Genomic DNA, 21,984 nt, shown 5'->3' with positions numbered 1-21,984 from the left:
ATCATTGTGGCTGTTTGTCCACCGTCTGGATACGCGGGGTGCCAGCGCGCGAACGCCAGCCAAGCAGTTCGTTGAGCACCAGCGCGCCAATGACCAGCGAGCCGCCGGTCAGCACCTCCGGGCCGGGCACTTCGCCCGCGCCGGCCCACGCCAGCAGGATGCCGAAGATCACCTCCAGCAGCGCGAGCAACGACACCTCGGGCGCCTTGAGCGAACGGGCGCACACAACGGCCAGCGCGCAGGGAATGGCCAGCTGCACCAAGCCAAGCAGGGCCAGCCAGGCCACGTCGGTGCCCGTGGCCTCGAATGGCAGCGCCAGGGGCAGCGTCGCCAGCGAGGACAGGAGGCCACCCAGCAGCACCGAGGGCACGAGGTCGATCTTTTCGCCATGGGTCTGGCCGCGTTGCACCACGGTCCAGTTGATGGCAGCGGCCACCGGCACGCACAGTGCCGCCAGCGAGCCGGCCACCAGGCCACCGGTCTGCGTGGCGGGGTCGCTGAAGGCTTGCAGGAATTGGCTGCCGTACATGTACACGATGCCCGCGCCGGCCGCCACGATGGCCAGCCAGGTGCGCAGCGCGAGCCGCTGGCCGAGCACCGCGCGCGCCACCAGCGCGGTGAACAGCGGGCCCACCGACATGATGATGAGCACGTTGGCCACGGTGGTGAAGGTCAGCGCCAGCATGAACGCGGTGAACATCACGCTCCAGCAGACGCCCGAGACCCAGAACGCCTTCGAGCCCGCCAGCACGCCCCAATGGCGCTCGAGCATTCCCTGCCCGGGGTCGTCGGCGATCTGCCCCGCCGCGCGGTCGGCGGCGCGCCACCAGGGCAGGATCACCAGCAGCGACAGCGTGGTGAAGGCGCTGCGCCAGAACGTGACCTCGAAGCGCGCCGCCGATTCGAGCTGGCGCGAGACCACCCCCGCGATCGACCACATCAGGGTCACCACGATCATCATGAACACCGCCTGGGTGTGCGTCAGGCGACTGAGGGCACGAAAGGGCATGGTCTGTTCGTAAAAAAGGCCGCGTCCCGGGAGACAACGGCCTGTGCGGAGCGATCAGCCTTCGCGGCTGGCGCGCTTGCGGTCGTGCTCCTTCAGGTGGCGCTTGCGCAGGCGGATGCTCTTGGGCGTGATCTCCACCAGCTCGTCGTCCTCGATGAACTCCACGCCGTACTCCAGCGTGCACTCGATGGGCGGCGTGATCTTGATCGCGTCTTCCTTGCCGCTGACGCGGAAGTTGGTCAGCTGCTTGGTGCGCGTGGCGTTCACCACCAGGTCGTTGTCGCGGTTGTGGATGCCGACGATCATGCCTTCGTACACCGGGTCGCCGGCGCGCACGAACATGCGGCCGCGGTCGTCCAGCTTGCCCAGGGCGTAGGTGAAGATTTCACCGTCGTCCATGGAAATCAGCACGCCGTTCTTGCGGCTGGCGATGTCGCCCTTGTGCGGCTCGTAGCCGTCGAAGATGTTGGCGATCAGGCCCGAACCGCGCGTCAGGTTCAGGAACTCGTTGGTGAAACCGATCAGGCCACGGGCCGGGATGCGGTACTCCAGGCGCACGCGGCCGCGGCCATCGGGTTCCATGTTCACCAGCTCGCCCTTGCGCTCGCCCAGGGCCTGCATCACGCCGCCCTGGTGCTGCTCTTCGATGTCGGCCGTCACCATTTCGATCGGCTCGTGGCGCTCGCCGTTGATCTCGCGGAACACCACGCGCGGCTTGGACACGGCCAGTTCGTAGCCTTCGCGGCGCATGTTCTCCAGCAGGATGGTCAGGTGCAGTTCGCCCCGGCCCATCACTTCGAAAATGCCGTCTTCGCTGGTTTCCTTGACGCGCAGCGCGACGTTGCTTTGCAGTTCCTTCTGCAGGCGGTCCCAGACCTGGCGGCTGGTCACGTACTTGCCTTCGCGGCCGGCCAGCGGGCTGGTGTTGACGCAGAAGTTCATGGTCAGCGTCGGCTCATCGATCTTGAGCATGGGCAGCGGCGCCGGGTTGAGCGGGTCGGTGATGGTCACGCCGATGCCGATGTCGGCAATGCCGTTGATCAGCACGATGTCGCCCGGGCCGGCTTCGGTCACCTGCACGCGGTCCAGACCCTGGAAGGTCAGCACCTGGTTGACGCGGCCCTTGATGGTCTTGCCATCGGGGCCTTCCATCACCGCCACGTCCATGCCGGGCTTGACGATGCCGGCGCTGACGCGGCCCACGCCGATGCGGCCCACGAAGGTCGAGAAGTCGAGTGCGGAAATCTGCAGCTGCAGCGGTGCGCTCGGGTCACCCTTCTGCGACGGCACGTGCTTGAGCACGGTGTTGAACAGGGCCGACATGTCCGGGCCCCACTGCTCGCCGGGCGCGCCCTCGACCAGCGAGGTCCAGCCGTTGATGCCCGAGGCGTAGACCACGGGGAAGTCGAGCTGCTCGTCGTTGGCGCCCAGCTTGTCGAACAGGTCGAAGGCGGCGTTGATCACCTTGTCGGGATTGGCGCCCGGCTTGTCCACCTTGTTGACCACCACGATGGGCTTGAGGCCCAGCGCCAGCGCCTTCTTGGTCACGAAGCGCGTCTGCGGCATCGGGCCTTCCTGCGCGTCGATCAGCAGCACCACACCGTCCACCATGGACAGGGCGCGCTCCACCTCACCACCAAAGTCCGCGTGGCCGGGGGTGTCGACGATGTTGATGTGCGTGCCTTCCCAGCTCACCGCGCAGTTCTTGGCCAGGATGGTGATGCCGCGCTCGCGCTCGATGGCGTTGTTGTCCATCACCGTGTCGACCACCTTCTCGTGCTCGGCGAAGGTGCCCGACTGGCGCAGCAGTTGGTCCACCATGGTGGTCTTGCCATGGTCAACGTGGGCAATGATGGCGATGTTGCGGATTTGTTTGCTCATGATGTGAGTTCCGGTGAGGTTTCCAGGATTTGCTGTATTTCGGAGGGGCTCAGCAGTCGCCCCGGGATCAACTCCCCGGCCTGGGTGTGGGCACTGCCCAGCAGCACGGAAGATGGGAGGGAGGATGGGTCGGAAGTCGTGTGGGGCACGGGACCGAAGACCGCCACGCGGGCGCTGTCAGCCCACCCGCCCCGGCGGCGCACGCCGCTGAGAAAGCGCCCGGCATCGTCGGCGCCGAGCGTGACAGGGTCATGACCTTCCAGCAGGGACTGCACCGGGAGCAGCCGCGCCAGCCGGTCCTCTTCGCTCAAGGCTTCCAGCGCATCCAGTGCGATGCATTGCGAGACATCGAACGGGCCGGTGGCGGTGCGCCGCAGCGCGATGAGGTGGCCGCCGCAACCCAGGGCTTCGCCAATGTCTTCACCCAAGGTGCGGATGTAGGTGCCCTTGCTGCAGCGCACCCGCAGGCGCAGTTGCGGGGCCTCGCCCTGCAATTGCATGTCCAGCAGCTCCAGGTCGTGGATGACGACGTGGCGCGCTTCGCGCTCCACCGTCTCGCCGTCCCGCGCGTATTCGTAGAGCGCCTTGCCGTCCTTCTTCAAGGCACTGTGCATGGGCGGCACCTGGGCAATGGGGCCGGTGAAGCGGTCGAGCACCTCGACCACCTGCCCCACCGTGCAGGTCACCGCGCGCGACTCGATGACGTCGCCCTCGGCATCGCCCGTGCGGGTCTTCACACCCAGGCGCACGGTGGTCTCGTAGGTCTTGTCCGCGTCCAGGTGGATCTGGCTGAATTTGGTGGCGGCACCGAAACACAGCGGCAACACCCCACTGGCCAGCGGGTCGAGCGTGCCGGTGTGGCCCGCTTTTTCCGCGCGCAGCAACCACTTGGCCTTCTGCAAAGCCTGGTTGCTGGAGAGACCCAGCGGTTTGTCGAGCAGCAGCACCCCATGCACAGGGCGCCGCTGCACCCGTGTGCGTGGCGCGTGCATGCTCATTCTTCCTTTGAACGAGAAGAAACGGCCTTGGAAATCAAGGCGTTCATGTCGGCCGCGCGCTCGGTGGTGCGGTCGAACACGAAATGCAGCGTCGGCACGGTGTGGATGTGCAGGCGCTTGAACAGGCCATTGCGCAGGAAACCGGCCGCCGCGTTGAGGCCTTGCAGGGTCTCATCGGGGTTGCCGGTCAACAGGCTGAAGAACACCTTGGCGTGCGCGTAGTCGGGCGTGACCTCCACCGCATTGATCGTGACCATGCCCACCCGCGGGTCCTTGAGCTCGCGCGCGATCAGCTCGGCCAGATCCCGCTGGATCTGGTCGGCCACGCGGAAACCGCGGTTGGGGGTGGATGATGCTTTGCGGGGCATGGTTTACAGCGTGCGAGCCACTTCCTTGACTTCGAAGAATTCGAGCTGGTCGCCTTCCTTGATGTCGTTGTAGTTCTTCAGCTTGATACCGCACTCGAAGCCTTCCTTGACTTCGCGCACATCGTCCTTGAGGCGCTTGAGCGTGTCGATCTCGCCGGTGTAGACCACCACGTTGTCGCGCAGCAGGCGGAAATGCGCGCTGCGGGTGACCATGCCGGAAGTGACCATACAGCCTGCGACCGTGCCGATCTTGGAGGCCACGAACACGGTGCGGATCTCGGCCGAGCCGATGACCTCTTCGCGCTTCTCGGGCGCCAGCATGCCGGACATGGCCGCCTTCAGATCGTCCACGGCGTCGTAGATGATGTTGTAGTAGCGCAGGTCCACGTCGTTGCCTTCGGCCAGCTTGCGCGCGCCCACGTCGGCACGCACGTTGAAGCCGATGATCACCGCCTTGGAGGCGATGGCCAGGTTGACGTCCGATTCGCTGATGCCGCCGACCCCGGCGAACACCAGCTGCACCTTGACCTCTTCGGTCGAGAGCTTGAGCAGCGAGGCCGACAGCGCTTCCTGCGAACCCTGCACATCGGCCTTGACGATGATGGGCAGCAGCTTGACCTCGCCCGCCGTCATGTCGGAGAACATGTTCTCCAGCTTGGCGGCCTGTTGCTTGGCCAGCTTGGTGTTGCGGAACTTGCCGGCGCGGTAGGTGGCGATTTCGCGCGCACGGCGCTCGTCGGTCATCACCATGAAGTCGTCGCCAGCCTGAGGCACTTCGGACAGGCCCTGGATTTCCACCGGAATCGACGGGCCGGCCGCCTTGATGGGCTTGCCGTTCTCGTCGAGCATGGCTCGCACGCGGCCCGAGGTCTGGCCGACCAGGATCACGTCGCCGGTCTTGAGCGTGCCGCTCTGCACCAGCACCGTGGCCACGGCGCCGCGGCCCTTGTCCAGGCGCGCTTCGATCACCAGGCCCTTGGCCATGGTGTCCACTGGCGCCTTGAGCTCCAGCACTTCAGCCTGCAGCAGCACCTGTTCGAGCAGCGCGTCCACGCCAGCACCGGTCTTGGCCGACACGCCCACGAACGGGGTGTCACCGCCAAACTCTTCCGGCACCACTTCTTCGGCGATCAGTTCCGAGCGCACCTTCTCGAGGTTGATGCCCGGCTTGTCGATCTTGGTCAAGGCCACGACCATCGGCACACCCGCCGCTTTCGCGTGCTTGATGGCTTCCTTGGTCTGCGGCATGACGCCGTCGTCGGCCGCGCAGACCAGGATCACGATGTCGGTGGCCTGGGCACCACGGGCACGCATGGCGGTGAACGCCTCGTGACCCGGGGTGTCGAGGAACGAGATCATGCCGCGCTCGGTTTCCACGTGGTACGCACCAATGTGCTGCGTGATGCCGCCGGCTTCGCCCGCGGCCACCTTGGCACGGCGGATGTAGTCGAGCAGCGAGGTCTTGCCGTGGTCGACGTGACCCATGACGGTGACCACCGGCGCGCGAGGCAATGCCTCGGCGTCCTGTTGCGCGGCTTCCTCGTCGGTGAAGGCCTCGGGGTCGTCCAGCGCGGCCACGATGGCCTTGTGGCCCAGTTCCTCCACCACGATCATGGCGGTGTCCTGGTCCAGCGGCTGGTTGATGGTGACCATCTGGCCCAGCTTCATCAGTTGCTTGATGACCTCGGACGACTTCAGGCTCATCTTGTGCGCGAGTTCGGCCACGGTGATGGTCTCGGGCACGTGCACTTCGATCACCTTGAACTCGGTCGGTGCCACGAAGCTGCTCTGGCCGGCATCGCGCGAATCGCGGTCGTTGCGGCGGCCACGCGGGCCGCCACGCCAGTTGGAACGCCCGGCGCTGGTGTCGCCACGGGTCTTGATTTCCTTCTTCTTGGCCGCGTCGTCCTTCCAGGTGGAGGACAGGTTTTCGGACTTGACTTCCTTCTTGCCCGCGGCGCCGCCCGGAGCGGCCGCCGTGGCGCCGGCCGTGGCGGGTGCCTTGCCCGGCGTGCCGGCTGGCTTGTGCAGCGTGCCCTTGATGCCCGCCTTCGGGTCGGCGACAGGCGCCGGCTCCGGCTTCTTGGCCACCAGGGTCCTGGCGGGAGCGGACATCATCGCGCGGATGTTCGCGGCTTCGGCCTCGGCCTTGCGGCGGCGCTCCAGCAAGTCCTGCGCGCGCAGTTCCTCGGCCTTCTTGGCCTCGGCGTTCTTGTCGGCCAGCACGCGGGCAGCGGACTCGCGCTCCAGCGAAGCCGTCTTGGCCTGGGCGTCCTTGCTCGCCTTGGCGGCGGCAGCCTCGTCCACCGACACCGGTGCGGCGGCCTCGGCGGCGACGCGCGCGGCCGCCTCAGCGGCCTCGGCCGCGGCGGCACGCTCCTGCTCGGCCTTGGCCTGGCGGGCTTCCTCGGCCTCGCGGGCCTGGCGCTTCTGCGTCAGTTCTTCTTCCTGGCGGCGCAGCAACTCGGCCTGGCGGCGCGCGTCTTCCTCGCGCCGGGCCAGTTCCTCGGTGTCGATCGCGGGTGCGGCCGGCGCGGCTTCGGCCACGGCCTCGGGCACCGCGACCTCGTCGTCGCGCTTGATGAAGGTGCGCTTCTTGCGCACTTCCACCTGGATGGTGCGGGCGCGCCCGGTCGCATCGGCCTGCTTGATCTCGGAGGTCGATTTCTTGACGAGGGTGATCTTCTTGCGTTCACCGCCCGCCGTGCCGTGGCTGGCCTTGAGGTGGCCGAGCAGCGACTGCTTGTCGGATTCGGTGACCGCATCGGTCCCGGAAGTCTTGGGCACTCCGGCTGCTGTGAGTTGCTCCAGCAGGACGGAAGTGGGCTTGTTCAGCTCGGCAGCCAATTCGGCGACGGTGGTACTGGTCATGGGTTCTTTTCTCCGCTGGGGCCTCCGCTGGTCAGTTCGTGGATTGCGCTTCGTCACCGGTGAACCAGTGCGCGCGTGCCAGCATGATCAGCGCCGTGGCCTCTTCAGGCGTCTGTGCGGTGATGTCGGTGAGTTCGTCGGTGGCCAGGTCGGCCAGCTCGTCGCGGGTGTGAACACCGGCGTCGGCCAACTTGGCGATCAGCTCGGGCGTCACGCCTTCGAGGTCGCGCAGGTCCTGCGAGACTTCCTCGACGCTTTCTTCCCGCGCGATTTCCATCGTCAGCAGGGCGTCCTTGGCGCGCGTGCGCAACTCGTTGACGGTGTCTTCGTCGAAAGATTCGATCTCAAGCATTTCCTGCAGCGGCACGTAGGCCACTTCCTCGAGGCTGGTGAAACCTTCCTCGATCAGGATGTCGGCAATTTCCTGGTCCACGTCCAGCTTGGCCATGAACACCTTGCGGATGCCGTCGGCCTCTTCGGCCTGCTTCTGCGCCGATTCGTCGGCGGTCATGATGTTGATGCGCCAGCCGGTCAGTTCCGAAGCCAGGCGCACGTTCTGGCCGCCACGGCCGATCGCGATCGCGAGGTTTTCCTCGTCAACCACCACGTCCATCGCGTGGCGCTCTTCGTCCACCACGATGGAGACCACGTTGGCCGGGGCCAGCGCGCCGATCACGAACTGCGCCGGGTCTTCCGACCACAGCACGATGTCCACGCGCTCGCCGGCGAGTTCGTTGGTCACGCCGTTGACGCGCGAACCGCGCACACCGACGCAGGTGCCGATGGGGTCGATGCGCTTGTCGAAGCTGTGCACGGCGATCTTGGCGCGCGAACCCGGGTCGCGGGCGCAGGTCTTGATCTCCAGCAGGCCTTGCTCGATCTCGGGCACTTCCTGGCGGAAGAGCTCGATCATGAAGGACGGGGCCGAGCGCGACAGCAGGATGGGCGCGCCGCGCAGCGTCAGGTCCACTTCCATGATCATGGCGCGCACGCGGTCGCCGGTGCGGAAGTTTTCCTTGGGGATCATCTCGCCGCGCTTGAGGCGGCCTTCAACCCGGCCGCTCTCGACGATCAGGTCGCCCTTGTCCATGCGCTTGACGGTGCCCACGAAGATCTTGTCGCCGCGCGACATGAAGTCGTTGAGCAGCATCTCGCGCTCGGCGTCGCGGATCTTCTGCAGGATCACCTGCTTGGCGGCCATCGCGCCGATGCGGCCGATCGGCACGCTTTCCACCGGCTTCTCGATGTAGTCACCCTCCTCGATGTCGGCGAGTTCATCGCGCGCATCGCTGAGCATTTCTTCGGCATCCGGGTTCTGCAGGCCGGCCTCATCGGGCACGACCAGCCAGCGGCGGAAGGTTTCGTAGGCACCGGTGTCCGGGTCCATCGCGACGCGGATGTCGACATCGCCTTTGTAGAGTTTCTTGGTGGCCGAGGCCAGTGCGAGCTCCACGGCGCCGAGCACCACGTCGCGCTCGACGTTCTTCTCGCGGGAGATCGCATCGATCAGCATCAACATTTCGCGGTTCATTTCACTCGCCCACCTTTCCGAATAGCTTTTCCGTAATCACAACGTTTTCTCTCATTCATCGCCCGGCGCAGCGGCCGCGCCAGGGGCCTGCCGGCCCTTGAAATTCACGATCGGCGCGAGCCGCGCCTGCTGGACATCCGCCAGCGCAAAAGCCAGGGCCTGCAGCGGCACGGGCGCGCGCTTCTTGCTCACGCGCTGCCCCGGCTTGGGTTCGGGCGCATCGCTCCAGACCACCTGCCACTGCACACCGTCGTCGGCACGTTCGAGCGTGCCGCGAAATTTCTTGCGGTTCGCCGCCACATCGGTCCCCGTGGCGCCGATCGGCGCCTTCAGGGTCAGGTCCACCACGTGGCCTTCAAACCGCACGTAATCGATCTCGCGCTTGAGCGGGCGATCGATGCCCGGCGAGCCCACTTCGAGGCGCCGGTACTCCAGACCTTCCACTTCCAGCAGGTACTGCAGCTGGCGCGTGACCTTCTCGCAATCTTCCACCGTCACAAAGCGCTCGGCGGGCATCGGCTGCCCCTCCACGGGCGCCTGCCAGGGCCAGTCGATCGTCACGCGCAACAGACCGCCAGCGGAGCGTTCGAGTTCCACCAGGTCAAAGCCCAGTCCGGTGACGGTCTGCTCTACGGTGTCTTGCCAAGCCATTGCGTGTGGTGTCTGCCCAGGGTTCGCCCCCCCGGCGGTCCGTGGGGCCAAAAGCGTTCGGCCAAAAAAAATGGGCCGGTAGTTACCCGCCCATTTGGTCGTGAAGCCAGCATTGTAACGCTTCTGTGCGCTATCTGGCAACCTCGCTCAGATGCCCAGCACCCATTGGATGAGGTTCTTGGCCAGAAAGCCCAACATGCCGAAAGAAAGCACCAGGAAGAGGACAAAAGTACCAAATTTCCCCGCCTTGGACTCGCGCGCGAGGTTGAGCACGATGAAGAGCATGTAGAGGATGAAGGCGCCGACACCGAAGGTCAGCCCGAACTGCGCGATCTGGCCCTCGGTGAAGCCCAGGACGGTGGCTTCCATCGCTCAGCCCTGCCCGTCCCCGGCGGTCAGATCGCGGTAGGCGTGCCAGCTGGCGTGGCCCATCAGCGGAATGAGCACGATCAGGCCCAGCAGGCCCGACGCCATGCCCAGGCCGGCGAGCAGCGCGATGCACACCGCCCACAGCGTGGCCGGGCCCGGGTGGCTGGCCACGGCGCGCCAGCTGCGGAACACCGCCGCGCTCACCGCCACCGGCCGATCCACCAGCATGGGCAGCGCCACCAGGGTGGACGCGAAAACCGGGGCGGCCAGCAACGCGCCCAGCAGCAGCCAGACCTCGAACAGGCCGATCTCGCGCACCAGCACCACGTGGCGCAGAAAATCCACCGGCTTGTGAATGGGCACGGGCGACCACAGGGTGATCAGCGCCGCCGAAGTCAGCACCCAGCCGGTGCCCGCCAGCCCCAGCAGCAGACCAAAGCGCACCAGCCGGGCGTCGCCCGAGCGCCAGAGCGCCCACACCTCGGCCATGCCGATGCGCTGCCCGCGTTCCAGCCCCCGGCTGACCGCGTACAGGCCGGTGGCCAGAATGGGCGCGACGATGAGAAAACCCGAGAAGGCGCCGGCCAGCAGCCAGAAGCGATCGCGCGCGATCCACAGCAGCCAGGCGCCGAAGGCGGTGACCAGCAGGCCATGCACCAGACCCGGCACGGGGTTGCGACAGAGGTCGGCCCAGCCCGCCGCCACCCAGCGCGCGGGCGAAGTCAGCGTGACTGGCGACGAAGGCATGCGATCCACATCCATTGAGCGCGTTATAGCCTCAGCACCCGCGCCAGCGGCTGACGCAGATCAAGAACGGTGTGGGTTCAGGCGGCGGCCTGCACCAGCGCGCGCGTGTAGGGGTGCTCGGGCGCCTGCAGGACCCGGTCCACCGGCCCATGCTCCACCACCACACCGTCCTTCATCACCATCACGTCGTGCGCCATGGCGTGGATCACGTCCACGTCGTGCGTGATCAGCAGGTAGCTCAGGCCCCGCTCTCGCTGCAGGCGCTGCAGCAGCGACAGCACCTGCTTCTGCACCGTCACGTCGAGTGCGCTGGTGGGCTCGTCGAGCACCAGCAGTTGCGGATCGACGATCAAGGCGCGGGCGATCGCCAGCCGCTGCCGCTGACCGCCCGAGAACTCGTGCGGGTACCGCTGCAGCCAGTCGCTGCCGTGCTCGGGGTCGTCAACCAGCCCCACGTCGGCCAGCGCGGTCACCACCCGCTCGCGCCGCTGCGCCACCGACAGCCCTGCCTGGTGCACCTGCAGACCCTCGCCCACGATCTGCTCGACGGTCAGGCGCGGCGAGAGCGAGGAAAACGGGTCCTGGAACACCACCTGGATGCGCTGGCGCAGGGCGCGGTCCCGGCCGGCCTTTTTCGCCTGCGCCCAGTCGGTGCCATCGATCTGCAGGCTGCCCTGGTGCGGCAGCAAGCCGAGCGCGGCCAGCGCCAGGGTGGACTTGCCCGAGCCGGACTCGCCGATCACACCCAGCGTCTGCCCCGGGGCGATCACCATGTCGGCGCCGTGCACCGCCACGAACTCGCCCTTTCTGAACCACCCCTTGAAACCTGGCAGCCGCACGGGATAGCTCACGCGCAGACGCTGGGACTTCAACACAGGCGCCGCATCGGCCCGCACCACCGGCTCGGCCACGTCGCGCTCGGGCTTGCTGGCCAGCAGCTTGCGCGTGTAGGGGTGTTCGGGCGCGGCGAACACGTCGCCCACCCCGCCCTGCTCCACCAGGTGGCCACGTTCCATCACGGCCACGCGGTCGGCGAAGCGGCGCACGAGGTTCAGGTCGTGCGTGATCAGCAGCACCGCCATGCCGTGCTGCCGCTGCAGGTCCGCGAGCAGGTCGAGGATCTGCACGCGCAGGGTCACGTCCAGCGCGGTGGTGGGTTCGTCGGCCAACAGCAGCTTGGGCGCGCTGGCCAGGGCCATGGCGATCATGGCGCGCTGTCGCTGGCCGCCGCTGAGCTGGTGCGGGAAGGCGTTGGCGCGGCGCGCCGGCTCGGGAATGCCGGTGGAGGCCAGCAGCTCGTGGGACGCCACCACCGCCTGGCGGAGCGTGAGGCCCTTCTTGAGCTGCAGCACCTCGCGGATCTGATCGCCCACGGTGTAGAGCGGGTTGAGCGCGCTCATGGGCTCCTGGAACACGACCGCCACCTCGTCGCCCCGAACGCCGCGCAGCTGGCGCTCGGTCATGGCGAGCAGGTCCTTGCCCTGCAGCAGCGCACGGCCGGACACGTCCGCGTTGTGCACCAGTCGCAGCAGCGAGAGCGCCGACACCGTCTTGCCCGAACCCGATTCGCCCACCAGCGCGAGCTTCTCGCCGGCCCGGATCGAGAAATCGACGCCATGCACGACCTCCTGGCCGGCGAACGCCACGCGCAGATCCCTGACTTCGAGCAGCATGGGCGCCGTCATTTGTCGGCCTTTCTGGGGTCCAGCGCGTCGCGCAGCGCATCGCCCATGAAGGTGAGCAGCAGCAGTGTGATCACCAGCACGGCGAACGTGGAAAGGGAAATCCACCAGGCGTCGATGCTGTTCTTGCCCTGGCTGAGCAACTCGCCCAGCGATGGCGTGCCCGGCGGCACCCCCAGGCCGAGGAAGTCCAGCGAGGTCAGCGCCAGGATGGCCGCGCTCATGCGGAACGGCAGGAAGGTGACCACGGGCGTCAGGCTGTTGGGCAGCACGTGGCGCCAGATGATCTGCCCGTTCGACAGGCCCATGGCGCGGGCCGCGCGCACGTAGTCGAGCTGGCGGTTGCGCAGGAATTCGGCGCGCACGTAGTCGGACAGGCCCATCCAGCCGAACAGGCTGAGCAGGATCAGCAGCAAGCCCAGGCTGGGCGAGAACACGGCCGAGAAGATGATGAGCAGGTACAGCTCCGGCATGGAGCTCCAGATCTCGATGAAGCGCTGGAAGGCCAGGTCGGTCTTGCCGCCAAAGAAGCCCTGGATCGCGCCGGTGATGACGCCCAGCACCACGCCGATGGCGGTGAGCGCCAGCGCGAACAGCACGCTCACGCGAAAGCCGTAGATCAGCTGCGCCAGCAGGTCGCGCCCCCGGTCGTCGGTGCCCAGCCAGTTGTCCCACGTGGGCGCCGACGGATTGGGCGATTTGGCGAAGTAGTTGATGGTCTGCGCACCATAGGGGTTGGGTGCGTAGAGGGCCCAGTTGTCGCCCCGGGTGATCTGCTCGCGGATGAAGGGGTCGAGGTAGTCGGTGGGTGTCTCGAAGTCGCCCCCGAAGACGGTCTCCGCATGGTCCTGCACCACCGGGAAATAGGTCTTGCCCTCGTAGCGCACGATCAGCGGCCGGTCGTTGGACAGCACCTCGGCGAAGAGGCTGGCCACCACCAGCGCACAGAAAATCACCAGGCTCCAGTAGCCGAGCCGGTTGCGCTTGAAGCGCAGCCAGGCGCGCCGGCTGGGGCTCATGGACACCGTGGCCATCAGTCGAACTTCACGCGGGGGTCCACCCACACGTAGCAAAGGTCGGAGATCAGCTTGGTGACCAGTCCGATCAGGGTGAACAGGAACAGCGTGCCCATGACGACCGGGTAGTCGCGCCGGATCACGCTCTCGTAGCTCAGCAGACCCAGGCCATCCAGCGAGAACAGGGTTTCAATGAGCAGCGCCCCCGTGAAGAAGGCGCCGATGAAGGCCGCCGGAAAACCGGTGACGATGGGGATGAGCGCGTTGCGGAACACGTGTTTCCACAGCACCTGCCGCTCCGACAGCCCCTTGGCCAGCGCCGTCATCACGTACTGCTTGCGGATCTCCTCCAGGAAGGCGTTCTTGGTCAGCATGGACGTGACCGCGAAGCTGCCCAGCACCATGGCCGTGACGGGCAGCGTGATGTGCCAGAGGTAGTCGATGATGCGCGCGCCCCAGCTCAATTCCTCCCAGTTGGCGGAGGTAAGCCCACGCAGCGGGAACCACTGCAGCTGCCCGCCGAAGATCACCAGCAGCGCGACGCCCAGCACGAAGCCCGGAATGGCATAGCCCACGAGCACGAGCAAGGTGCTGACCAGATCGAAGCGCGTGCCGGCCCGCACGGCCTTGGCCACGCCCAGCGGCACGGCCACGCCGTAGCTGATGAGAAAGGTCCACAAACCCAGGCTGATGGACACCGGCAGCTTCTCGGCAATGAGCTGGCTCACCGGCTTGTTCTGGAAGAAGCTGTTGCCCAGGTCGAAGCGCGCGAAACGGCCCAGCATCTCGACGAACCGCGTGTGCGCGGGTTTGTCGAAACCGTAGAGCGCCTTGATCTGCTCCAGGCGCTGCGGGTCCACGCCCTGCGCGCCCCGGTAGGTCATGCCGCTGCCCTCCGCGCCGCCGGGCCCGCCCGCCGCGCGCGCGTCGGCCAGGTACTGCTCCACCGGGCCACCGGGCACGAACTGGATCACCACAAACGTCAGCAGCAGCACGCCGAACAACGTGGGCAGCATGAGCAGCAGGCGTTTGAGGATGTAAGACAACATAGGCGTCAGCGGCAGGTCATTTTCTGGCCCACCAGGTGCTGATGGCCCAGGTCTCGGCCTGGGTGTAGGGCGGCATGCTGGCCGGCTTGTCCAGCCGCGCGGCGTTGTAGGCCATGCGGTGTTCGTTGACCGTCCATTGCGGGATCAGGTAGTGGCTGTGCGCGATCACGCGCTCCAGCGCGTGGCAGGCCGGCAGCAGCTCGGCCTTGGTCCGGGAACTGGTCATGCGGCGCAACAGGGCATCGACCGCCGGGCTCTTGACGCCCGCGAAATTGCCCGAACTCGGCATGTCCGCCGCCTTGCTGCCGAAGATCTCGACGTACTCCTGCCCCGGGTTGTTGGTGCCGGGAAAGGCGATCGAAATCATCTCGTACTCGAAACGATCGACCCGTTGCTGGTAGAGGGCGTAGTCCACGGAACGGAAGTTCAGGCGAATGCCCAATTTCTCCAGGTTGCGGATCCACGGGCCGACGGTTCGCACGCCGCCCTCGCGGCTGTCCAGGTACTCGAGCACCATGGGCTCGCCCTTGGCATTGCGCAGCGCGCCGTCGCGCACCTCCCAGCCCGCCTCGCTCAGGAGGGTGCGGGCCTTGCGCAGGTTCGCCCGCAGCGAAGAGTCCCCATCGGTGCGCGGGGGCACGGTCATGGGGCCGAAGACCGCGTCAGGCACCTTGCCGCGCCAGGGCTCCAGCAGCGCCAGTTCCTCCGCCGTGGGCAGGCCCGTGGTTTCGCAATCGGTGTTGCCGAACAAGCCATTCACACGGTGGTACGAGCTGTAGAACATCTGGCGGTTCATCCACTCGTAGTCAATGGCCAGGCCCAGCGCCTCGCGCACCCGCACATCGGCCAGCTTGGGGTTGCGCGTGTTGAGCACGTAGCTCTGGAAACCCGAGGGCAGCCGATGGGCGAATTCGCCCTTGACCAGCTCACCGCTGTCAAAGCGGCGCCCATTCACGCGGCGGGCCCAGTCTCCCGCGGAAAACACCTGCAGCAGGTCGTATTCGCCGGCCTTGAAGCCCTCGAGGCGAGCCGTGTTGTCCTTGTAGATCTTGACCGTGATGCGGTCGAAGTTGTCCGTGCCGCGCTTGACGTTGAGATCGCGGGCCCAGTAGTTCGGGTCGCGCACGTAGGTGATGTCGCGCCCGAACACCACGGGGCCGATCTTGTAGCGCCCGCTGCCGATCGGCACGTCCATGACCACCTGATCGAACGGCTTGGGCTTGCCGTCCACCACGCCCCACTTGCGGCTGAAGACGGGAATGGTGCCCACCGTCAGCGGCAGTTCGCGGTTCGGCCGCTTGAAGCGGAAGCGCACCGTGCGTTCGTCGATCACGTCCAGCCCCGCCACCTCCTCCAGCAGCGTCTTGTAGGCCGGCATGGTCTGCGGGCTCATCAGCGTGTCGTAGCTGTGGCGCACGTCGGCGGCCAGCACGGGGTCGCCGTTGTGAAAGCGCGCCTCGGCACGCAGCTTGAACGTGGCCGACAGGCCGTCGTCCGCCACCGCGACATCGCTGGCGAGCAGCCCGTAGGCCGACGCAGTCTCGTCCAGCGAGGGTATGAGCAAGGTGTCGAACACCAAGGCGGCGAGGTAGGCCGGTGCCGAACCCCGGATGGTGAACGGGTTGTACTTGTCGAAGGTGGACACCCGCTGGTTGCTCACCAGCCGCAGCTCGCCACCCTGCGGCGCGTTCGGGTTCACGTAGTCGAAGTTCGTGAAACCCGCCGGGTACTTCAGGTCGCCCCACAGCGCATAGCCATGGGCCGCCCAACTGGCCGGGCTCCACGCCACCAGGGCCACGGCCGCGCACAGCGTCGCGAGACGGCTGTGGAGGCAAGGGGCGGAACGACGCATGAGACAATTCTGAAGGATTTTTCTCTGGAGACTGAAAAATGGGTTTTCTCGCTGGCAAGAAACTGCTGATCACGGGCGTGCTGTCCAACCGATCCATCGCCTACGGCATTGCCAAGGCCTGCCACCAACAAGGCGCCGAGCTGGCGTTCAGCTACGTCGGTGACCGCTTCAAGGACCGCATCACCGAGTTCGCGGCCGACTTCGATTCCAAGCTCATCTTCGACTGCGACGTGAGCGACGACGCCCAGATCGACAAGATGTTCGCCGACCTGTCGCAGGCCTGGCCCAAGTTCGACGGCTTCGTGCACAGCATCGGCTTCGCCCCGCGCGAGGCCATCACCGGCGACTTCCTCGAAGGCCTCTCGCGCGAGGCCTTTCGCATCGCGCACGACATCAGCGCCTACAGCTTCCCCGGCATGGCCAAGGCGGCCCTGCCCTACCTGAACGACAAGGCCTCGCTGCTCACGCTGAGCTACATGGGCGCGATCCGCGCGGTGCCCAACTACAACACCATGGGCCTGGCCAAGGCCAGTCTGGAAGCATCGGTGCGCTACCTCGCCGAATCGCTCGGCCCCAAGGGCATGCGCGTCAACGGCATCAGCGCCGGCCCGATCAAGACGCTGGCGGCCAGCGGCATCAAGGACTTCGGCAAACTGCTCAACCTGGTGGCCTCCGCCGCGCCGATCCGCCGCAACATCACCATCGAGGAAGTGGGCAACGTGGCCGCGTTCCTGCTCTCCGACCTCGCCTCGGGCGTGTCGGCCGAGATCACCTACGTGGACGGTGGCTACGCCCAGACCACGGGCGTAAGCCGCGACAGCCAGGCCATGCTCTGAAATGGAAAACGCCCCGCGCCACTGACGTGGCCGGGGCGCCTCGCGGCACGGAAGCCCGCGGGCCTCAGGCCTTCACGCAGTCCGCGAAATAGCTCTTGCGGCCGTCGTCGCCCACCACTTCCACCAGGCCGTGGATGTCGGTCTCGAAGCCCGGGCACTGCAGGTTGAACTCGCGCGCGAACTTCAGGTAGTCCACGATCTTCTTGTTGAACACCTCACCCGGGATCAGCAGCGGGATGCCGGGCGGGTACGGCGTCACCAGGCTGGTGGTGATGCGGCCTTCCAGCGCGTCGATCGGCACCCGCTCGGTGGTGCGTTGCGCGATGTGCGCGAAGGCATCGGTGGGCTTCATCGCCGGCGTCAGGTCGCTCAGGTACATCTCGGTCGTGAGGCGCGCGATGTCGTAGCGGGCATACAGCTCGTGCACGTGCTGGCACAGGTCGCGCAGGCCCATCTGCTCGTAGCGCGGGTGCTTCTGGCAGAACTCCGGCAGGATGCGCCACATCGGCTGGTTCTTGGCGTAGTCGTCCTTGAACTGCTGCAGCGCCGTCAGCAGCGTGTTCCAGCGGCCCTTGGTGATGCCGATGGTGAACATGATGAAGAAGCTGTACAGGCCCGTCTTCTCCACCACCACGCCGTGCTCGGCCAGGAACTTGGTGACGATGGACGCCGGAATGCCGTTGGTTTCGAAACGGCCGTCCAGGTTCAGGCCCGGGGTGACGATGGTCGCCTTGATCGGGTCCAGCATGTTGAAGCCAGGCGCCATGTCGCCGAAGCCGTGCCAGTCCTTCTCGCTGAAAGACACGTCCTTCTGCTTGAGCACCCAGTCGCCGGTCTCGCCCATGCCTTCGTCGGCCAGGTCGTCCGGTCCCCAGACCTTGAACCACCAGTCGTCCTCGCCGAACTCGGCTTCCACCTTGCGCATGGCGCGGCGGAAATCGAGCGCTTCGAAGATGCTCTCTTCCACCAGCGCACGGCCGCCGGGCGGCTCCATCATGGCCGCGGCCACGTCACAGCTCGCGATGATCGCGTACTGCGGGCTGGTGCTGGTGTGCATCAGGTAAGCCTCGTTGAAGAGGTGGCGGTCCAGCTTGACGTTCTGCGAGTCCTGCACCAGCACATGGCTGGCCTGGCTGATGCCGGCGAGCAGCTTGTGAATGGACTGCGTCGCGTACACCACCGACTCCATCGGCCGCGCGCGCTTCTTGCCCATGGCGTGGAAGTTGCCGTAGAACGGGTGGAAGGCCGCGTGCGGCAGCCAGGCTTCGTCGAAATGCAGGTTGGCCACGTAGCCATCCAGCATCTGCTTGATGGCCTCGGTGTTGTAGAGCACGCCGTCGTAGGTGGATTGCGTCAGCGTGAGCACGCGCGGCTTCACGGTGGCGGCGTCCACGCCGGCCAGCAGCGGATTGGCGCGGATCTTGGCCTGGATCGCCTCGATCTCGAACTCGCTCTGCGGGATCGGGCCGATGATGCCGTAGTGGTTGCGCGTGGGCTTGAGGAAGACGGGGATCGCGCCCGTCATGATGATGCTGTGCAGGATGGACTTGTGGCAATTGCGGTCCACCACCACCACGTCGCCCGGCGCCACCGTGTGGTGCCACACCATCTTGTTGGAGGTGGACGTGCCGTTGGTGACGAAGAAGCAATGGTCGGCGTTGAAGATGCGCGCCGCATTGCGCTCGCTCGCGCCGATCGCGCCGTTGTGGTCCAGCAACTGGCCCAGCTCTTCCACCGCGTTGCACACGTCGGCGCGCAGCATGTTCTCGCCGAAGAACTGGTGGAACATCTGGCCCACGGGGCTCTTCAGGAAGGCCACGCCACCCGAGTGCCCCGGGCAGTGCCACGAATAGGAACCGTCTTCCGCGTAGTCCAGCAAAGCCTTGAAGAACGGCGGCTGGATGCCTTCGAGGTAGCTCTTGGCCTCGCGGATGATGTGGCGCGCCACGAACTCCGGCGTGTCCTCGAACATGTGGATGAAGCCATGCAGCTCGCGCAGCACGTCGTTGGGCAGGTGCCGGCTGGTCTTGGTCTCGCCGTAGATGTAGATCGGCACGTCGGCGTTCTTGCGGCGCACCTCGTCGATGAAGCTGCGCAGGTTCAGCACCACGGGGTCGATGTCATCGCCGTGGCTGAACTCCTCGTCGTCGATCGACAGGATGAAGGCACTCGCCCGGCTCTGCTGCTGTGCGAACTGGCTCATGTCGCCATAGCTCGTCACGCCCACCACCTCGAAGCCTTCGACTTCGATGGCCTGTGCCAGCGCGCGGATGCCCAGGCCCGAAGTGTTCTCCGAGCGGAAGTCCTCATCGATGATGACGATGGGAAAGCGGAATTTCATGTGAGATTCTCCAGCCGTGTTCAGCCGGCTACGGGGGAAGGGCACCATCGGCGGGGACCCCAACGGTGGCAAAGCAGGCGCGAAGTGTACGGAAATCGCGTGTCTCCCTGCGGAACGCGCCGGCCTTTTGTCGCAGAATGTGGCGCAAGCCAGACATTCCTTCTGGCCAGACCCTTGGGCCGCGCCCGGGTTCCCTTGGCATTCTGAAGACAGGAGTATTCATGTCGGACTCAACCGTGTGGTGGCTGCTGGCCGGCGCCGCCGTCGCGCTGGAGCTTTTCACAGGCACCTTTTACCTGCTGATGCTCGCCGTGGGCCTGGCCGCGGGCGCGCTCGCGGCACACGCCGGCCTGGGCACCACCGCGCAGCTCATCGCGGCGGCGGTGGTGGGTTCGGCCGCCGTGGTGGGCTGGTACTTCATCAAGAAACGCGGTGCCGGCGACCCCTCGGTGCGCGCCATGCGCAGCGTCAACCTCGACATCGGCGAGGTGCTGCAGATCGACGAATGGCACGCCGACGGCACCGCGAGCGTGAAATACCGTGGCGCGCAATGGACCGTGATCCAGCGCCCGGGCAACCCGCCCACCCCAGGCGCCTACCGCGTGGCCGAGCTCGTGGGCAACCGCCTGCTGGTCGACAAGGTCTGAGCGCGAACACGCATGCGCTACCCTCGCCCCTCCTGAAACCTTTCTGAGAAGCCATTGCCATGGAAATTGCCATCCTCCTCTTCATCATCGCCGTCATCTTCATCACACGGTCCATCAAGGTCGTGCCGCAGCAGAACGCGTGGGTGGTGGAGCGCCTGGGCAAGTACCACGCCTCGCTCGCGCCGGGCCTGAACTTCCTGGTGCCCTTCATCGACAAGGTGGCCTACAAGCACAGCCTGAAGGAAATTCCGCTGGACGTGCCCAGCCAGGTCTGCATCACGCGCGACAACACCCAACTGCAAGTGGACGGCATCCTGTACTTCCAGGTCACCGACCCGATGCGCGCGAGCTACGGCTCGTCCAACTACATCGTGGCCGTGACCCAGCTGGCCCAGACCTCGCTGCGCTCGGTCATCGGCAAGCTGGAACTCGACAAGACCTTCGAAGAGCGCGACATGATCAACGCGCAGGTGGTCTCGGCCATCGACGAAGCCGCGCTGAACTGGGGCGTGAAGGTGCTGCGCTACGAAATCAAGGACCTCACGCCGCCCGAGGCCATCCTGCGCGCCATGCAGTCGCAGATCACCGCCGAGCGCGAGAAGCGCGCCCTGATCGCGGCATCCGAAGGCCGCCGCCAGGAACAGATCAACATCGCCACCGGCGAGCGCGAAGCCTTCATTGCCCGCTCCGAAGGCGAAAAGCAGGCCGAGATCAACAACGCGCAAGGTGAAGCCGCCGCCATCCTCGCGGTGGCCGAAGCCAACGCCGAAGCCATTCGCAAGGTGGCCGAAGCCATCCGCCAGCCGGGTGGCCAGGAAGCCGTGCAGCTCAAGGTGGCCGAGAAAGCCGTGGAGGCCTACGGCAAGGTCGCCGCCGACGCCACCACCACGCTCATCGTGCCCAGCAACATGACCGAGGTCTCGGCGCTGATCACCTCGGCCATGAAGATGGTCGGCGTGGGCAAGACCAACGCCTGACGCAACGCCAGCCTCACCACGGAGCCGCCACCATGACCTTGTCGCGCAATGTGCTGGGCGGTCCGCTGGTGCCCTGCTCCTACGACCCGCTCACCGGCTTCTACCGCGACGGCTGCTGCGAGACCGATGCCGAAGACCACTGCACGCACGTGGTGTGCGCCCGTGTCACGGCGGCGTTTCTGGACTTCTCGCGAGAGCACGGCAACGACCTGAGCACCCCACGCCCGCAATGGCGCTTCGCCGGCCTCAAGCCCGGCGACCGCTGGTGCCTCTGCGTGCAGCGCTGGCTGGAAGCCCTGCGCGCGGGCGTCGCCCCGCCCGTGGTGCTGGACAGCACGCACGCGGCGGCGCTGGAACACGTGTCGCTGGAAGTGCTGCAGCAACACGCCTGGCACAAGACGGCGGATGGAAGCCCGGCGGGATGAGCGAAATCGCCTGCTACAATCGCAGGCTTCGCGGAGAGGTGGATGAGTGGTTTAAGTCGCACGCCTGGAAAGCGTGTGTGGGCTAATCCCCACCGCGGGTTCGAATCCCGCCCTCTCCGCCACGATAGTAAAAAAACGGGCCTTCGGGCCCGTTTTTCATTCCTGTTCCCACAAAAACCCCGCAACCGCAGAATCCCTGAAATCAGCGTCCTCAAGGTACATTTCTCGCACTACACGTGAGGAGCCCAGATGTACGCAGAAATACAAGGCGGCATGACCGCGCTAAAGACAGCGCTGGACCTAGTCAAGGCAGGAAAGGGAGTGATTGATCAAGCCACGATGGCCGCGGCATTGTATGAGATCCAAAAACGTCTGATGGAGACGCAGGGGGCGGCGCTTCAAGCGATGGAGGAAAACACGAAGCTTACTAGGCGCGTACAGGAGCTTGAAGCGGGAATGGCGGTAAAAGAAGACTGGAAGGCTGAAGTAGCAAAGTACGAACGCACCAAGGTTGCAGAAGGAATAGTTGCCTTCACGGAGGTAGGCCGCAGTGATAGGCTCAACGACGCTGTAAAGCTATGTGCCCATTGCTTTGGCGAGGGCTTTAAGTCCATTCTGCAGGTGCAACATGAGGATATGCGACAACGCTCGTTGAACTGCCCTCGCTGCAGGAGCTCGCTGATCTTCCGCCAGTACGCCGACGCCTAGCGCCCCGTTGTCATTTTTGCTCCTAC

Annotated in this window: 19 protein-coding genes and 1 tRNA gene; 6 read left to right on the top strand and 14 right to left on the bottom strand. The window is 66.0% G+C overall.

Annotation, left to right across the window (positions count from 1 at the left end; translation table 11 throughout):
* Nucleotide 1 precedes the first annotated feature (1 nt).
* The 13 genes from ABSY19_RS27390 to ABSY19_RS27330 form a co-directional block, all read right to left on the bottom strand.
* Nucleotides 2–1,009, bottom strand: a complete 1,008-nt coding sequence (locus tag ABSY19_RS27390; RefSeq protein ID WP_382157574.1) for a DMT family transporter — start codon at nucleotides 1,007–1,009, stop codon at nucleotides 2–4.
* A 54-nt stretch (nucleotides 1,010–1,063) separates the two neighbouring features.
* Nucleotides 1,064–2,890, bottom strand: a complete 1,827-nt coding sequence (gene typA, locus ABSY19_RS27385) for a translational GTPase TypA (RefSeq protein ID WP_382157572.1) — start codon at nucleotides 2,888–2,890, stop codon at nucleotides 1,064–1,066.
* The gene (gene truB / locus ABSY19_RS27380; RefSeq protein ID WP_382157570.1) at nucleotides 2,887–3,882 is read right to left on the bottom strand and encodes a tRNA pseudouridine(55) synthase TruB; all 996 of its coding nucleotides are present in this window, start codon (nucleotides 3,880–3,882) and stop codon (nucleotides 2,887–2,889) included. Before truB ends, typA begins: the two co-directional genes overlap by 4 nt.
* Before the next feature lie 2 nt (nucleotides 3,883–3,884).
* Nucleotides 3,885–4,256, bottom strand: a complete 372-nt coding sequence (gene rbfA, locus ABSY19_RS27375; protein WP_291115695.1) for a 30S ribosome-binding factor RbfA — start codon at nucleotides 4,254–4,256, stop codon at nucleotides 3,885–3,887.
* 3 nt (nucleotides 4,257–4,259) lie between these two features.
* Nucleotides 4,260–7,127 (bottom strand): translation initiation factor IF-2, encoded by a 2,868-nt coding sequence (gene infB / locus ABSY19_RS27370; protein ID WP_382157567.1) that lies wholly within the window; start codon nucleotides 7,125–7,127, stop codon nucleotides 4,260–4,262.
* A gap of 31 nt (nucleotides 7,128–7,158) precedes the next feature.
* The gene (gene nusA / locus ABSY19_RS27365; protein WP_382157565.1) at nucleotides 7,159–8,658 is read right to left on the bottom strand and encodes a transcription termination factor NusA; all 1,500 of its coding nucleotides are present in this window, start codon (nucleotides 8,656–8,658) and stop codon (nucleotides 7,159–7,161) included.
* A gap of 51 nt (nucleotides 8,659–8,709) precedes the next feature.
* A complete protein-coding gene (gene rimP / locus ABSY19_RS27360) occupies nucleotides 8,710–9,309 on the bottom strand; it encodes a ribosome maturation factor RimP (RefSeq protein ID WP_291115704.1) in 600 nt (199 codons plus the stop codon).
* Between the two features lie 147 nt (nucleotides 9,310–9,456).
* Nucleotides 9,457–9,678: a DUF2788 domain-containing protein gene (locus ABSY19_RS27355; RefSeq protein ID WP_291115707.1), complete on the bottom strand. Its 222-nt coding sequence runs from the start codon at nucleotides 9,676–9,678 to the stop codon at nucleotides 9,457–9,459.
* A gap of 3 nt (nucleotides 9,679–9,681) precedes the next feature.
* Nucleotides 9,682–10,425, bottom strand: coding sequence for a DUF2189 domain-containing protein (locus ABSY19_RS27350; RefSeq protein ID WP_382157563.1), 744 nt, complete (start codon nucleotides 10,423–10,425; stop codon nucleotides 9,682–9,684).
* A 77-nt stretch (nucleotides 10,426–10,502) separates the two neighbouring features.
* The gene (locus tag ABSY19_RS27345) at nucleotides 10,503–12,110 is read right to left on the bottom strand and encodes an ABC transporter ATP-binding protein (protein WP_382157561.1); all 1,608 of its coding nucleotides are present in this window, start codon (nucleotides 12,108–12,110) and stop codon (nucleotides 10,503–10,505) included.
* Nucleotides 12,107–13,141, bottom strand: coding sequence for an ABC transporter permease (locus ABSY19_RS27340; protein WP_382157559.1), 1,035 nt, complete (start codon nucleotides 13,139–13,141; stop codon nucleotides 12,107–12,109). The genes ABSY19_RS27345 and ABSY19_RS27340 overlap by 4 nt, the downstream gene beginning before the upstream one ends.
* On the bottom strand, nucleotides 13,141–14,172 hold the full coding sequence (locus ABSY19_RS27335) for a microcin C ABC transporter permease YejB (RefSeq protein WP_382157557.1): 1,032 nt from the start codon (nucleotides 14,170–14,172) through the stop codon (nucleotides 13,141–13,143). Before ABSY19_RS27335 ends, ABSY19_RS27340 begins: the two co-directional genes overlap by 1 nt.
* A gap of 16 nt (nucleotides 14,173–14,188) precedes the next feature.
* Nucleotides 14,189–16,024 (bottom strand): extracellular solute-binding protein, encoded by a 1,836-nt coding sequence (locus ABSY19_RS27330; protein ID WP_382157555.1) that lies wholly within the window; start codon nucleotides 16,022–16,024, stop codon nucleotides 14,189–14,191.
* Between the two features lie 38 nt (nucleotides 16,025–16,062).
* On the opposite strand from ABSY19_RS27330, the gene fabI reads away from it, so the two are divergent.
* Nucleotides 16,063–16,860, top strand: a complete 798-nt coding sequence (gene fabI, locus ABSY19_RS27325; RefSeq protein ID WP_291115724.1) for an enoyl-ACP reductase FabI — start codon at nucleotides 16,063–16,065, stop codon at nucleotides 16,858–16,860.
* A gap of 64 nt (nucleotides 16,861–16,924) precedes the next feature.
* On the opposite strand, the gene ABSY19_RS27320 is transcribed toward fabI, so the two are convergent.
* The gene (locus ABSY19_RS27320; protein ID WP_382157553.1) at nucleotides 16,925–19,201 is read right to left on the bottom strand and encodes an Orn/Lys/Arg decarboxylase N-terminal domain-containing protein; all 2,277 of its coding nucleotides are present in this window, start codon (nucleotides 19,199–19,201) and stop codon (nucleotides 16,925–16,927) included.
* 221 nt (nucleotides 19,202–19,422) lie between these two features.
* On the opposite strand from ABSY19_RS27320, the gene ABSY19_RS27315 reads away from it, so the two are divergent.
* The 5 genes from ABSY19_RS27315 to ABSY19_RS27295 all read left to right on the top strand — a co-directional run bounded on the left by ABSY19_RS27315 (nucleotide 19,423) and on the right by ABSY19_RS27295 (nucleotide 21,958).
* On the top strand, nucleotides 19,423–19,848 hold the full coding sequence (locus ABSY19_RS27315) for an NfeD family protein (protein WP_291115730.1): 426 nt from the start codon (nucleotides 19,423–19,425) through the stop codon (nucleotides 19,846–19,848).
* Between the two features lie 59 nt (nucleotides 19,849–19,907).
* The gene (locus ABSY19_RS27310) at nucleotides 19,908–20,825 is read left to right on the top strand and encodes an SPFH domain-containing protein (protein ID WP_382157551.1); all 918 of its coding nucleotides are present in this window, start codon (nucleotides 19,908–19,910) and stop codon (nucleotides 20,823–20,825) included.
* Nucleotides 20,826–20,857: 32 nt separating this feature from the next.
* Nucleotides 20,858–21,250, top strand: a complete 393-nt coding sequence (locus ABSY19_RS27305; protein WP_382157549.1) for a DUF2237 family protein — start codon at nucleotides 20,858–20,860, stop codon at nucleotides 21,248–21,250.
* Between the two features lie 32 nt (nucleotides 21,251–21,282).
* Nucleotides 21,283–21,372, top strand: a tRNA-Ser gene (locus ABSY19_RS27300).
* 127 nt (nucleotides 21,373–21,499) lie between these two features.
* Complete coding sequence (locus tag ABSY19_RS27295) at nucleotides 21,500–21,958, top strand: hypothetical protein (protein ID WP_382157547.1); 459 nt, start codon at nucleotides 21,500–21,502, stop codon at nucleotides 21,956–21,958.
* Nucleotides 21,959–21,984: the final 26 nt, after the last annotated feature.

The sequence above is a fragment of the Hydrogenophaga sp. ANAO-22 genome, assembly GCF_042466645.1.
Lineage (GTDB): Bacteria > Pseudomonadota > Gammaproteobacteria > Burkholderiales > Burkholderiaceae_C > Hydrogenophaga.
The sequence above is the reverse complement of the archived record's forward strand: the minus strand, read 5'-3'. Positions and strand labels throughout refer to the sequence as shown.

Bases quoted from the DNA above. Each gene is read 5' to 3' on its own strand.
- ABSY19_RS27335 (WP_382157557.1), bottom strand. From the start codon at position 14,172: ATGTTGTCTTACATCCTCAAACGCCTGCTGCTCATGCTGCCCACGTTG.
- rbfA (WP_291115695.1), bottom strand. From the start codon at position 4,256: ATGCCCCGCAAAGCATCATCCACCCCCAACCGCGGTTTCCGCGTGGCC.
- typA (WP_382157572.1), bottom strand. From the start codon at position 2,890: ATGAGCAAACAAATCCGCAACATCGCCATCATTGCCCACGTTGACCAT.
- ABSY19_RS27390 (WP_382157574.1), bottom strand. From the start codon at position 1,009: ATGCCCTTTCGTGCCCTCAGTCGCCTGACGCACACCCAGGCGGTGTTC.
- truB (WP_382157570.1), bottom strand. From the start codon at position 3,882: ATGCACGCGCCACGCACACGGGTGCAGCGGCGCCCTGTGCATGGGGTG.
- infB (WP_382157567.1), bottom strand. From the start codon at position 7,127: ATGACCAGTACCACCGTCGCCGAATTGGCTGCCGAGCTGAACAAGCCC.
- ABSY19_RS27345 (WP_382157561.1), bottom strand. From the start codon at position 12,110: ATGACGGCGCCCATGCTGCTCGAAGTCAGGGATCTGCGCGTGGCGTTC.
- ABSY19_RS27315 (WP_291115730.1), top strand. From the start codon at position 19,423: ATGTCGGACTCAACCGTGTGGTGGCTGCTGGCCGGCGCCGCCGTCGCG.
- ABSY19_RS27305 (WP_382157549.1), top strand. From the start codon at position 20,858: ATGACCTTGTCGCGCAATGTGCTGGGCGGTCCGCTGGTGCCCTGCTCC.
- ABSY19_RS27340 (WP_382157559.1), bottom strand. From the start codon at position 13,141: ATGGCCACGGTGTCCATGAGCCCCAGCCGGCGCGCCTGGCTGCGCTTC.
- ABSY19_RS27310 (WP_382157551.1), top strand. From the start codon at position 19,908: ATGGAAATTGCCATCCTCCTCTTCATCATCGCCGTCATCTTCATCACA.
- ABSY19_RS27320 (WP_382157553.1), bottom strand. From the start codon at position 19,201: ATGAAATTCCGCTTTCCCATCGTCATCATCGATGAGGACTTCCGCTCG.
- rimP (WP_291115704.1), bottom strand. From the start codon at position 9,309: ATGGCTTGGCAAGACACCGTAGAGCAGACCGTCACCGGACTGGGCTTT.
- nusA (WP_382157565.1), bottom strand. From the start codon at position 8,658: ATGAACCGCGAAATGTTGATGCTGATCGATGCGATCTCCCGCGAGAAG.
- ABSY19_RS27350 (WP_382157563.1), bottom strand. From the start codon at position 10,425: ATGCCTTCGTCGCCAGTCACGCTGACTTCGCCCGCGCGCTGGGTGGCG.
- ABSY19_RS27295 (WP_382157547.1), top strand. From the start codon at position 21,500: ATGTACGCAGAAATACAAGGCGGCATGACCGCGCTAAAGACAGCGCTG.
- ABSY19_RS27330 (WP_382157555.1), bottom strand. From the start codon at position 16,024: ATGCGTCGTTCCGCCCCTTGCCTCCACAGCCGTCTCGCGACGCTGTGC.
- fabI (WP_291115724.1), top strand. From the start codon at position 16,063: ATGGGTTTTCTCGCTGGCAAGAAACTGCTGATCACGGGCGTGCTGTCC.
- ABSY19_RS27355 (WP_291115707.1), bottom strand. From the start codon at position 9,678: ATGGAAGCCACCGTCCTGGGCTTCACCGAGGGCCAGATCGCGCAGTTC.